Raw genomic sequence first — 12,242 nt, 5'->3', positions numbered from 1 at the left:
CCGGGGGGCGGCCGCCCCGCCCGGCGGGGCGGCGGCCGCCGCCGCGACGGCCAGCCGGGCGAAGGAGGCGCTGACGGCCCGTACCCGGATGGGGACCACGCGCGAGCCGAGGCCACCGAGCAGCAGCAGCGCCGTCGTGCTGATGCCGACGGCGTTGGCGGCGGCGATGCCGTGGACGCCGAAGCGGCCGGCCGCGACCGCGCCGACGGCGGTGGTGACCAGGAGGCCGGCCGCCATCGCGGCGGCCGGGTACCAGGTGGGGCGGCCCGCTGAGAAGAACGGCCTGCTCAGGGCGCCGACCAGGCAGTGGCCCAGGAGGCCGGCCGCGTACACCCGCATGACGGTCGCCGTTGTCGCGGTGTCCTGCGCGTCGAACGCGCCGCGCTCGAAGAGGACTTCGACGATCTGCGGCGCGTAGCCGAGGACGAGCGCTGTTCCCAGGAGGACCACCAGCGCGGCCAGGGCCAGGTCGCGTTCGACCCGGAGGCGGGCTCCCTCGTGGTCTCCTTCGGCCATGGCGCGGGCCACGACCGGGTACGTCACCGTGCAGATCATGAGGGACAGCACCATCGGCATCTGCGCGACCTTCTGCGCGTAGTTCAGGTGCGAGATGGCGCCGCCGGGCAGGGAGGACGCGAGGAAGCGCTCGACGAGGACCTGGGACTGGCGGCCGACCGCGAAGAGGACCACGGGGGCCAGGACGGCGGTGCCGAAGAGGGGGGCGGCGGCGGTGCGGGAGCGGGTTCCGGTGCGGAGGCGGGGACGGGTTCCGGTGCGGGAGCGGGTTCCGGTGCGGGGACGGGTTCCGGTCACCAGTCCGAGGAAGGTGGGCAGTTGGGTCAGGACCATCAGGAGGCTGCCCACCGCGACCCCGGCCGCGGCGGCCCGTACGCCCCACAGCGAGTGCAGGGTGAGCGTGGTGACGATGATGCCGAGGTTGTACGCGACGTAGACGCCGGCCGGCAGCAGGAACTTGCGGTGCGCGCGCAGGGCGGCGCTGAAGTACCCCGTGATGCCGAAGGTGAGTACGGTCACGGCCGTCAGGCGGGTGCACTCCACGGCCAGTTCGGGGTCGCTGAAGCCCGGCGCGAGGATCCGCACGATCCAGGGCGCCCCCAGGATCAGCAGGCAGGCGACGCAGGCCAGCAGGGCCGACAGCCGGGGAAGGGTGGCCAGGACCAGCGCCCGGACGGCGTCGTACGAAAGGGCCGGGTCCTGTGTGCGCCGGGCGGCACGGTGGGCGAGGGCGTGGCTGAAGGCGGGGACCAGGAGGAGCGCCATCGCGTCCTCGATCAGGAGCGTGGAGGCCATCTCCGGCACGGTCCAGGCGATCAGGAAGGCGTCGCTGTCCACGCTCGCGCCGAAGAGGTGGGCGATGGCCTGGTCCCGTACGAGCCCCAGGAGGGCCCCTGCCGCCGTCAGCCCGGCGGTGACCGCTGCGGCCCTCGCGAGGAAACGTCCCAGCTTCGGGGGGAGGGGCGCGCCTGCTGCCGCGGGGCTCGGGGGCGCCGGGTGCGGGGGCTTCGGGGGCGGTGCCGCGCCGGGGCGTCTCCTCGGGCGCCGGACGTTCGGGGGGGCGGATCGTTCGGGCGTGTCGCGTTCGACGCCCTGCGGGGGGCGCCCCGGCCCGTCCCCTCCCGGCACCGGGACGGGTGCGGCAGCGGTGGGGGCGTCCAGTGCGGTGCGGGTGCGGGGTGCCTGGGGTGTCTTGCTCTGCTCGTCCGTGTCGGTCATGCGGCGGTCGCCTCGGCCGGCTGCGCCAGGGCCCACCACGCGGCCAGGCCCAGGACGATCCCGGTGAGCACCGTCGAGGGGCCGCCGATGTCGGCGTACAGGAAGTCGACGGTCTGCCAGGTCATCAGGCCCACCGCGGCCAGGCCGCAGTCCGTGGCTCTTCTCTTCCCGCGGGCGAGGGTCAGTCTGCGTACTCCGGCCACCAGGATCGCCGCCCAGCTGCCCACGAACGCGGTGATGCCGATCAGGCCCTGCTCGCTGAGCACGAGGAGGTACATGTTGTGGGGGGAGAGCAGGGCCTGCTTGTGGAACTCCTGGCCCGCGCCCGCCGTGTCGCTGCCGGAGGACAGGCCGATCGACGCGTGCGCGTCCCGGTGGACGGCGAATCCCTTGAGGCCGACCCCGGTGGCGGGCCGGTCGTCCCACATGCTCGTCGCGGCGGCCCACATCGTGTAGCGGTCGGTGACCGACCGGTCGGGGGCCTCGGTCACCTCGGTGATGCTGGTGAGGCGCTGGGAGATCATCTCGGAGCCGATGCCGAAGCCGCCGACGAGGACGACCGAGACGGCGGTCAGGGCGGCCAGTGCGCATACCGCCTGGCGCAGGCCGGTGAGGAGGATCATGACGAGGGCCGCCGCCAGGGTGGCGATCCAGGCGCCCCGGCTGAAGGAGAGCGCGAGGGGGACCACGAGCGCCGCCGCGGCGGCGACGGCGGTGGGACGCAGCCAGGGAGGAGCGTTCCCGGGCGTACGGAGTGCCAGGGCCAGGGCCGCCAGGAGGCCGTACGAGACCACCGTGGCCATGCCCATGACGTCGGTGGGGCCGAAGGTGCCCACGGCCCTGATGTCCTCGCCCATGTACGACGCGCCCGTGCCGGTGGCGTACTGGTGGACGCCCGTGGCGCCCTGGACGAGAGCGAGGACGGTGAGGGAGCCCGTGATGATCCGGAAGTTGCGGGGGGTGCGGACCAGGAGGACCACCGCGGTGGGGACGAGGACGAAGACCTGGAGGTAGCGGATGAACCCGGTGAGGGCGGCGGCCGGGTCGGTGGCGGTGAACGTCGCCACGGCGATGCCGGCCGTGGGGATGCCGAGGACCAGCGCGGCGGCCGGTGTCAGCGGCCGCCGGCGCAGGCGCAGTACGCGGCCGAGGGCGAAGGCCACCAGGGCGCACGACGCGATGTCCGCCGGGGTGATGTCGGCGGACGCCCCGGCTCCCGCCGTCTGGACCGGGACGGCCAGGAGGAGGACGGTCGCGATCAGGGGCAGCACCGGCCACCAGCGTTGTTCCCGCCACTGGACGCGCGGGTGCGGCGTCGGTGCGGCGGTCCACAGGACGGTCATGCTCAGCTGCCTCCGAGCCGGAACAGGGAAGTGGCGGTGCGCGTGAGGATGCACACGTCCTGCCAGAGCGACCAGGTCTCGATGTAGTGGTTGTCGAAGCGGGCGCGGTCCTCGATCGAGGTGTCGCCGCGCAGTCCGTTCACCTGGGCCAGCCCGGTGATGCCGACGGGCATCCGGTGACGGGCCTGGTAGCCGGGGTAGGTGTGGCTGAACTTGGTCACGAAGTACGGGCGTTCGGGGCGTGGGCCGACCAGGCTCATGTCGCCGCGCAGGACGTTCCAGAGCTGGGGGAGCTCGTCCAGGGACGTGCGGCGGAGGATGTTGCCCGTGACGCTCATGCGGTGGTCCATGGCCACGCTCCAGCGGGTGGCGGACTCGTGCTCGTCGGCCGGGCGGAGCGTACGGAACTTGAGGAGCGTGAAGGGGCGGCCGTCGCGGCCGATGCGCTCCTGGCGGAAGATGACGCCCGGGCCGTCGGAGAGGCGTACGGCGAGGGCGCACACCGCCATGACCGGCGCTGCGGCGACGAGGGCGAAGGCGGCCACGAGGGCGTCCATGACGCGCTTGCCCGCGCGGGCCACGGGCCGGCCCGGGCCGGTGCGCAGCGGGCGTACGGCGAACCCCCAGAGGTGGTCGGGGTCCGGTGTGCGGTCGGGCGCCGCCGCGCCGGCGGCCGGGGCGTCGACGAGCCAGAGCCGGCAGCCGTGCTCGGCGAAGAGCTCGACGAGCGCGGCCGCGTCGGGGGCCGACCGGGGCGGGTCGGTGAAGACGGCGTGGCGCACGGAGTTCTGGATGACCGCCCGGCTGACGTCCTCCAGGGTGGCGAGGACCGGGAGCGTGTCCGCGGGTGCGGCGTCCGTGGGCTGGTGCGCCGGGTCGAAGCGGCCGACCGGGCGCAGTCCGTACTCGGCCCGGGTGTGCAGGGCCGCCGTGACCTGCTGGGCGAGCGGGGCCCGGCCCACGACCAGTGCGGACTGCGGGCGCCGGACCGCCGTGCGGCGGCGGATCCGGTAGACCGTGGAGCGGCCGGCGCAGCCGAGCAGGGTCTGGGCGACGGCGGCGCAGGTCAGGTCCGTCCAGCCGATGCCGTGCCGTGAGTCGTACGCCGTGAGGGCTTCCGCGGTGGCGTACCACTGGACCAGGGCGAGGAGGAGGAGCGGGGGCATTTCGTCGAGTGCCGAGGGGGACAGGCGGGGGCGGTAGAGGCCGCGCCAGGTGTGCAGCACCAGCATGAGCGCCGCGAGCGGGACGCACGCGAGCACCGGCCAGGGCATCAGTGCCAGGGTGAGGGCCACGGCGAGCACGTCGGCGGCGAGCACCCCCGCGAGGGGGCCTCGCAGACGCAGGCTCCGTGGGGCCAGGGGGGTGGGCCGGTGCCGTGCCGCGCTCCTCGGCGGATGGACCGAAGGAGCCGTGAGCTGCACGGCTGTGGTCTGGGCGGTGTCGGGCGCGAATGCACTCTCCGTCGTCATCGCTCGGTGCGCTTCCTCATCATGGGTCGGGGCAGGCTGACAAGTTCCCGGTAGAGACCGAAGACGGCTGCGGCGGTCTTGCGTACGTCGCGGGTCGACCGGGTGTGGGTCTGGGCCGCGCGGCCCAGGGCCTCCCGGAGCCCGGGGTCGGTCAGCAGGTTCGTCAGTGCCGCCGCGAGGGCCCGCGGGTCCTGCGGCGGTACGAGGCAGTGGGCTTCGTGGCCGGGCGGCAGGCTCTCCCTGGCCCCGCTGACGTCGGACAGCACGACGGGCCGGCCGCAGGCCATGGCTTCGAGCGGGGCGAGGGCCATGCCCTCCCAGCGGGAGGGCAGGACGACGACGTCCGCCGCGTGCAGCCACGGCCGGGTGTCCCGGCTGGCCCCGGCGAACAGCACGCCCGGCGGGGCCTGGGCCGTCAGGCGTTCGCGGTCGGGTCCGTCGCCGACCAGGACCAGCCGGGCGCCGGGCACCGCCGCGGCCACCTGCTGCCAGGCCCGCAGCAGGATGTCCTGGCCCTTCTGGTGGCACAGGCGGCCCACACAGACGACGAGGGGGGCCCCGGCGGGGAGGCCGGAGAGGAGGGGGAGGGCGGCGCGGGCCGGGGCACGGCCCGCGCCCTCGTCGGGGCGGAAGTGGCGGAGGTCGACGCCGTTGCGGATCACCGACCAGCGGGCGGCGATGCCGGCCTCCTCCCCCGCCCGGCGCTCGGTCTCGCTGACGCACAGGGTCCGGGTGCTCCAGCGGGCCGCGTACCGCTCCCAGGTGAGGGCGAGCGCCGCTTCACGGCCCTGCACGGCGTCGAAGGACCAGGCGTGGGGCTGGAAGACCGTCGGCACCCGGCCGCGCACCGCCAGCCTGCCCGCGAGCCCGGCCTTGGCGCTGTGGGCGTGCACGACGTGGGGGCGGCACGCGCGGATCAGCCGGGCGGCGGTCACCACCTCCTGGGCGAGCCGGGGGCCGGGGGCGCGTTCGGCGGGCCAGGTGTGTACGCGCGCTCCGGCCTCGGCGGCCTCCGACGCCAGCGCGCCGCCGGGCGGGCAGGCGACGACGGTCCGCAGACCTGCGCCCGTCTGCGCCCTGACGAGGTCGGTGACGACGCGCGCGACTCCCCCTTCCACCGGCTGGACGAGGTGAAAAACTGTCAGTTGGCTCTGCTCAGTCCAACTTCTTTGCAGCACGTGCGGCTCTCTTCATACCTGGACCGTAGAACTGACCGAGAAAGCAACCGTGGATTTCGGCTTTGAACTTTGTCAGAAAACCGGTGGGAAAATCACGATTGAACTCGCCTGTTCGGCCATTTGGAGCCGCGCACCGATACGGCTTCCTCCCGGACACGACATGCCGGATCGGCTTTCGCCCAGTCTTATGAAAACAGCCCATCGGGTGATCGCGCCGAAAGGAATACCGCCCGGTAAATGCCTACGGACCCGCGGGGCCGGCCTGGACGACGTCACCGAGCCCGGTGAGGCGCAGCAGCGCCAGCAGGTCCTGCCGGGGGCCGCGCAGCAGCAGGCGGCAGCCGGCCCGGCGGGCGGTGAGCCGCAGGCGGGCCAGGGCGTCGACGGCGGTGAGGTCCGGCTCGGCCAGTCCGGTGACGTCGCAGACCACCTCGGTGGCCCCGGAGGCGCACAGCAGGTCGTCCAGCTCGTCGCACAGGCGGGACACGTCGCCGGGGGTCACCCGGCCGGCGACGACGAGGACGATCGGCATCATGGCATTCACACCAGGCAGACCGGGGCCGCGGACGGAACTCATCGGTGGCCGCCTTGCGGTGGCCCCCTTGCGGTGGCCCCGCCACCCCGGATCCGGGGCCCGCACCACTGGTCCCGGACCGGCGCTGATCCCGGGCCGGGCGAGGCCCGGCCGGCCGTGACACGCCGCGGCACCGGGTCCCGGCGCGGTGGCGCGCGAGGGGACGCGCGAGGGGACGAAAAGAGCGGGGCCGGTGGAATCCACCGGCCCCGCTCGGTCGTGCCCGCCGTTACGCGATGCGGCCCAGCACGATCGGGTTCGGAGTGAACTCCGTGCCCTCGGGGGTCGTCAGGACCCCGCCGTTCAGGGCTTCGAGGGCGTACTCGAACTTCTCCGGGGTGTCCGTGTGCAGGGTCATCAGACGCTGGCCCGCGGTGATCCTGTCGCCCGGCTTGGCGTGGAGTTCGATGCCCGCGCCGGCCTGGACCCGGTCCTCCTTGCGCGCGCGGCCGGCGCCCAGGCGCCAGGCCGCGACACCGACGGCGTACGCATCGAGGGTGGTGAGGACACCGCTCTCGGAGGCGTGGACGACGTGCTGCTCGCGGGCGACCGGGAGGGCCGCGTCCGGGTCGCCGCCCTGGGCCGCGATCATGCGGCGCCAGACGTCCATCGCGGAGCCGTCGGCGAGCGCCTTGGCCGGGTCCGCGTCCTTCAGGCCGGCCGCGTCGAGCATCTCGCGGGCGAGCGCGAGGGTGAGGTCGACGACGTCCTGCGGGCCGCCGCCCGCCAGCACCTCGACGGATTCGCGGACTTCGAGGGCGTTGCCCGCCGTGAGGCCGAGCGGGGTCGACATGTCGGTGAGGAGGGCCACCGTGCGTACGCCGTGGTCGGTGCCCAGGCCCACCATGGTGGCGGCGAGCTCGCGGGCGTCCTCGATGTTCTTCATGAAGGCGCCGGAGCCGACCTTCACGTCCAGGACGAGCGAGCCCGTGCCCTCGGCGATCTTCTTCGACATGATGGAGGAGGCGATCAGCGGGATGGCCTCGACCGTGCCGGTGACGTCACGCAGCGCGTACAGCTTCTTGTCCGCCGGGGCCAGGCCGTCGCCCGCCGCGCAGATGACCGCGCCGGTGGATTCGAGGACGGAGAGCATCTCCTCGTTGGAGAGCAGGGCGCGCCAGCCGGGGATCGACTCCAGCTTGTCGAGCGTGCCGCCGGTGTGGCCGAGGCCCCGGCCCGAGAGCTGGGGCACGGCCGCGCCGCAGGCGGCGACGATGGGGGCCAGCGGCAGTGTGATCTTGTCGCCGACGCCGCCGGTGGAGTGCTTGTCGGCGGTGGGGCGGGAGAGCTGGGCGAAGTTCATGCGCTCGCCCGAGTTGATCATCGCCGCGGTCCAGCGGGCGATCTCGACCCGGTTCATGCCGTTGAGCAGGATCGCCATCGCGAGGGCCGACATCTGCTCGTCGGCGACCTCGCCGCGCGTGTAGGCGTCGATGACCCAGTCGATCTGCTCGGGGCTCAGTTCGCCCTTGTCGCGCTTGGTCCGGATGACGGAAATGACGTCCATGGGGTTTATCGGGTTCCTTCCGGGGTGCCGGGCGCCAGGTGCTGGGGGCCGAAGGCGTCGGGGAGCATGTCGGCGAGGGTACGGATACCCGCCGACGTGTCGAGCAGTAGCGCGGGGCCGCCGAATTCGTACAGCAGCTGCCGGCAGCGGCCGCAGGGCATCAGGATCTCGCCCCGGCCGTCGACGCAGGTGAAGTGCGTCAGACGGCCGCCGCCGGTGGCGTTGAGCTGCGAGACGAGGCCGCATTCGGCGCACAGGGAGAGGCCGTAGGAGGCGTTCTCCACGTTGCAGCCGGTGACGGTGCGGCCGTCGTCGACGAGGGCCGCGGCGCCGACCGGGAAGCCCGAGTAGGGGGCGTACGCGCGCGACATGGCCTCGCGCGCCGCCTCCCGCAGGGCGTCCCAGTCGACGGCCGCCGCTCCTCGCGTCATTTGCCCTGGCCCTTGCGGTACGGAATGCCGTTGGCCTTGGGCATGCGGAGCCGCTGTGCGGAGAGCGCCAGGACGAGCAGGGTGGTGACGTACGGCGCGGCGTCCACGAACTGGCTCGGGACCTCGTCGGTGAGCGCGTACCAGGTGAAGAGGGCCGCGGCGGCGACGGCGGAGACCGCCGCGGGCACGTACTTCTTCTTGTACAGCTGCCAGAACAGGACGATCAGCAGCAGGATCGCCAGCAGGAGCAGCATCGCGTGGACGTTCTCGGCGCCGCCGCGCAGCTTGAGGCTGTCGGTGAAGCCGAAGAGGCCGGCACCCAGCGCCATTCCGCCCGGCATCCAGTTGCCGAAGATCATCGCGGCGAGACCGATGTAGCCGCGGCCGCCGGTCTGGCCCTCCTGGTAGATGCCGGTGGCGACGATGGCGAGGAAGGCGCCCGCGAGGCCGGCGAGGCCGCCGGAGACGACGACGGCGATGTACTTGTACTTGTAGACGTTGACGCCCAGGGACTCCGCGGCCACCGGGTTCTCGCCGCAGGAGCGCAGGCGCAGGCCGAAGGCCGTGTGCCAGAGGATCCAGACGGTGGCCGGGATCAGCAGCAGCGCGAGGACGGTCAGCAGGGAGAGGTTGGTGAGCAGGCCGCCGAGGACGCCCGCGACGTCCGAGACGAAGAACCAGTGTTTGCCCTGGATGTCCCGCAGCCAGTCGGAGAGCCCCGGGATGGTGATCTTCGTGATCTCGTCGATGCGCGGGGACTGCTTGGAGGAACCGCCCGCGGCCTTGTCGAAGGTGAAGTTGGAGAGGTAGCGGGTGGCGCCCACGGCCAGGATGTTGATGGCCACACCGGAGACGATGTGGTTCACGCCGAAGGTGACCGTGATGACCGCGTGCAGCAGACCGCCGAGCGCGCCGCCGAGGATGCCGAGGGCGACGCCCGACCACGGGCCCCACTGGTAGCCGGCGTACGCGCCGAACCAGGTGCCCAGGATCATCATGCCTTCGAGGCCGATGTTGACGACGCCCGCACGCTCGGCCCACAGGCCGCCGAGACCGGCGAGACCGATCGGGACGGCGAGCTGGAGCGCGCCGGAGACCTGGCCGACGGAGGTCAGGTCGTCGGCGCCGCTGACGAGGCGCACCAGCGAGACCAGGGCGAGCCCGCCCGCGATGATCAGCAGGATGACGGGGACGGACAGTTTGCGGCGGGCGCTCTTCTTGGGCGCCGCGCTCACGGCGGAGACAGTGCTGGTACTCATTACGCCGCCACCTCCTCACGGTTCTTGCGGGCGGCTGCGGCGAGCTCCTCGCCCACCTTCTGCTGCTGGCGGCGGAGCCCGTAGCGGCGGACGAGTTCGTAACTGACGACGACCGCGATCACGATCAGGCCCTGCATGATCGTGGCGATTTCCTTTTCGTAGCCGTACTGGTCGAGTACGGCGGACGCCTTGTCGAGGAAGGCGATCAGCAGCGCGCTGAACAGGATGCCGACCGGGTTGTTGCGGCCGAGCAGGGCGATGGTGATGCCCGTGAAGCCGATGCCGGTCGGGAAGCTGAGGCTGTACGTGTGGGTGTCGCCCAGCAGCGTCGGCATTCCGGCCAGGCCGGCGACTCCGCCCGAGATCAGCATCGCGGTCAGGATCATCTTCTTGGCATCGACGCCGGAGGCCGCGGCGGCGGTCTGGCTGGCGCCGGTGGCGCGCAGGTCGAAGCCGAAGCGGGTCCGGTTGAGGACGAACCAGTAGACGATGCCGAGGGCGAAGGCGACGAACGTGAAGCCGTAGATCTCGCCGCCGTCACCCATGCTCACGCTCGGGAACCAGCCGGACTCCGCGATCTCGCCCGTGGTGAGGTCGTTGGAGCCCTCCGGCTGGACGCCGAAGTTGTCGGGGAGGATCAGCCAGGCGATGAGGCTGGTGGCGATCGCGTTGAGCATGATCGTGGAGACGACCTCGCTCACGCCCCGGATGGTCCGCAGGATGCCCGCGATACCGGCCCAGAAGGCACCGGTCAGCATCGCGACGATAACGATGAGGGCGATGTGCAGCGGCCCGGGCAGGTCGACGCTGGCGCCGACCAGGGCCGCCATCATCGCGGCGAGCCGGTACTGGCCGTCCACACCGATGTTGAACAGGTTCATCCGGAAGCCGACGGCGACGGCGAGCGCCGCCAGGTAGTACGTGCCGGCCTGGTTGAGGATCAGCACCTGGATGTCGGCGTACGCGGCGTTCTCGATCATCAGCGTGTACGGCTCGATCGGGTCGCGGCCCGAGGCGAGCAGCACCACCGAGGTGAGCGCGATGGCGACGACCAGCGCGAGCACTGGGCCGGCGAGGCCCAGGATCAGCCGGTCCTTGTCGAATTTCTTCATCAGGCCTCGTCCTCCGGGGCGTGCTCCAGGTGACCGGTGGCGGCGCCGGTCATGGCCGAGCCCAGTTCCTCCGGGGTGATGGTGGCCGGGTCGGCGTCCGCGACCAGGCGGCCGCGGTACATGACCCGCAGGGTGTCGGAGAGCCCGATCAGCTCGTCCAGGTCGGCGGAGATCAGCAGTACGGCCAGTCCCTCGCGGCGCGCCTCGCGGATCTGGTCCCAGATCTGCGCCTGCGCGCCGACGTCCACACCGCGCGTGGGGTGCGCGGCGATCAGCAGCTTGGGGGCGTGGCTCATCTCGCGGCCGACGATCAGCTTCTGCTGGTTGCCGCCGGACAGCGAGGCCGCGGTGACCTCGATGCCGGGGGTGCGGACGTCGTACTCGCGCACGATCCGCTCGGTGTCGGCGCGGGCCGCCTTCAGGTCGAGCAGTCCGCGCTTGGAGTTGGGCTCCTCGGTGACGTGGCCGAGGATGCGGTTCTCCCACAGCGGCGCTTCGAGGAGCAGGCCGTGCCGGTGGCGGTCCTCGGGGATGTAACCGATGCCGCGCTCGCGGCGCTTGCGGGTGGGCGCGTGCGAGATGTCGGCGTCGTCGAGCGTGATGACGCCGCCGTCCGGGTCACGCATGCCCATGATCGCCTCGACGAGCTCCGCCTGGCCGTTGCCCTCGACGCCCGCGATGCCGAGGACCTCGCCCTTGTGGATGGTGAGGGAGATCCCGGCGAGCACCTCGCGCACGGCGCCGTCGGGGTCGACGGCGTTGAGCTGGAGGTCGTCGATGCGGAGCATCGGTACGTCGGTGACCGTCGACTCGCGGGTCTCGGGCGAGGGGAGTTCGCTGCCGACCATCAGCTCGGCGAGCTGCTTGGGGGTGGTGTTCGCCGGGTCGGCGGTGCCCACGGTCGTGCCGCGCCGGATGACGGTGATGTCGTCGGCGACCGACAGGACCTCGCCCAGCTTGTGCGAGATGAAGATGACCGTCAGACCCTCGGCCTTGAGCTCGCGGAGGTTGGCGAAGAGTGCGTCGACCTCCTGCGGCACGAGCACGGCGGTCGGCTCGTCGAGGATGAGGATGCGGGCGCCGCGGTAGAGGACCTTGAGGATCTCCACGCGCTGGCGGTCGGCCACGCCGAGGTTCTCGACCAGGGCGTCGGGGCGCACGTTCAGTCCGTACGCGTCCGAGATCTCCTTGATCTTGTCGCGGGCCTTGTTGCCGATGCCGTACAGCTTCTCGCCGCCGAGGACGACGTTCTCCAGGACGGTGAGGTTGTCGGCGAGCATGAAGTGCTGGTGCACCATGCCGATGCCGCGTGCGATGGCGTCGGCGGGGCTGTGGAAAGCGGCCTGCTCCCCGTCGATGGTGATGGTGCCCTCGTCCGGCTTCTGCATGCCGTAGAGGATCTTCATCAGGGTCGACTTTCCGGCACCGTTCTCACCGACGAGGGCGTGCACGGTGCCCTTGCGGATGGTGATGTCGATGTCGTGGTTGGCGACGACGCCGGGGAAGCGCTTGGTGATGCCGTGCAGTTCTACGGCGGGGGGCGGGCTGGACGCGTTGATGACGCACTCTCCTTGGCGGAAAGGAGCGGGAGGCAGGATGCGGGGCGCGGCGAAACTATCGTGCCGAAAAGCT

At 72.3% G+C, this 12,242-nt stretch carries 10 protein-coding genes; all 10 read right to left on the bottom strand.

Translation table 11 applies throughout. From position 1 onward, the window contains the following. The coding region (murJ, locus tag ACWD0Y_RS29340) for a murein biosynthesis integral membrane protein MurJ (protein WP_450263340.1) at nucleotides 1–1,734 on the bottom strand (1,734 nt) is incomplete at its 3' end. Beyond that, complete coding sequence (locus ACWD0Y_RS29335; RefSeq protein WP_450263339.1) at nucleotides 1,731–3,077, bottom strand: O-antigen ligase family protein; 1,347 nt, start codon at nucleotides 3,075–3,077, stop codon at nucleotides 1,731–1,733. The genes murJ and ACWD0Y_RS29335, both read right to left, overlap by 4 nt. A 2-nt stretch (nucleotides 3,078–3,079) precedes the next feature. Then, nucleotides 3,080–4,549, bottom strand: coding sequence for a sugar transferase (locus ACWD0Y_RS29330; RefSeq protein WP_450263338.1), 1,470 nt, complete (start codon nucleotides 4,547–4,549; stop codon nucleotides 3,080–3,082). Beyond that, on the bottom strand, nucleotides 4,546–5,727 hold the full coding sequence (locus ACWD0Y_RS29325; protein WP_450263337.1) for a glycosyltransferase: 1,182 nt from the start codon (nucleotides 5,725–5,727) through the stop codon (nucleotides 4,546–4,548). The genes ACWD0Y_RS29330 and ACWD0Y_RS29325 overlap by 4 nt, the downstream gene beginning before the upstream one ends. A 241-nt stretch (nucleotides 5,728–5,968) precedes the next feature. Then, nucleotides 5,969–6,304 (bottom strand): STAS domain-containing protein, encoded by a 336-nt coding sequence (locus ACWD0Y_RS29320; RefSeq protein WP_450263336.1) that lies wholly within the window; start codon nucleotides 6,302–6,304, stop codon nucleotides 5,969–5,971. Nucleotides 6,305–6,530: 226 nt separating this feature from the next. Next, a complete protein-coding gene (locus tag ACWD0Y_RS29315) occupies nucleotides 6,531–7,808 on the bottom strand; it encodes a thymidine phosphorylase (protein WP_450263335.1) in 1,278 nt (425 codons plus the stop codon). 5 nt (nucleotides 7,809–7,813) lie between these two features. Then, nucleotides 7,814–8,239 carry a cytidine deaminase gene (locus ACWD0Y_RS29310; RefSeq protein WP_450263334.1) on the bottom strand — a complete coding sequence of 142 codons (426 nt, stop codon included), beginning with the start codon at nucleotides 8,237–8,239 and terminating at the stop codon, nucleotides 7,814–7,816. Next, a complete protein-coding gene (locus tag ACWD0Y_RS29305; RefSeq protein ID WP_450263333.1) occupies nucleotides 8,236–9,498 on the bottom strand; it encodes an ABC transporter permease in 1,263 nt (420 codons plus the stop codon). Before ACWD0Y_RS29305 ends, ACWD0Y_RS29310 begins: the two co-directional genes overlap by 4 nt. Then, on the bottom strand, nucleotides 9,498–10,610 hold the full coding sequence (locus ACWD0Y_RS29300) for an ABC transporter permease (protein ID WP_093799404.1): 1,113 nt from the start codon (nucleotides 10,608–10,610) through the stop codon (nucleotides 9,498–9,500). The genes ACWD0Y_RS29305 and ACWD0Y_RS29300 overlap by 1 nt, the downstream gene beginning before the upstream one ends. Then, nucleotides 10,610–12,169, bottom strand: a complete 1,560-nt coding sequence (locus tag ACWD0Y_RS29295; RefSeq protein ID WP_450263341.1) for an ABC transporter ATP-binding protein — start codon at nucleotides 12,167–12,169, stop codon at nucleotides 10,610–10,612. The genes ACWD0Y_RS29300 and ACWD0Y_RS29295 overlap by 1 nt, the downstream gene beginning before the upstream one ends. Nucleotides 12,170–12,242 lie beyond the last annotated feature (73 nt).

The sequence above is a fragment of the Streptomyces altiplanensis genome, from assembly GCF_053591575.1.
The sequence above is the reverse complement of the archived record's forward strand: the minus strand, read 5'-3'. Positions and strand labels throughout refer to the sequence as shown.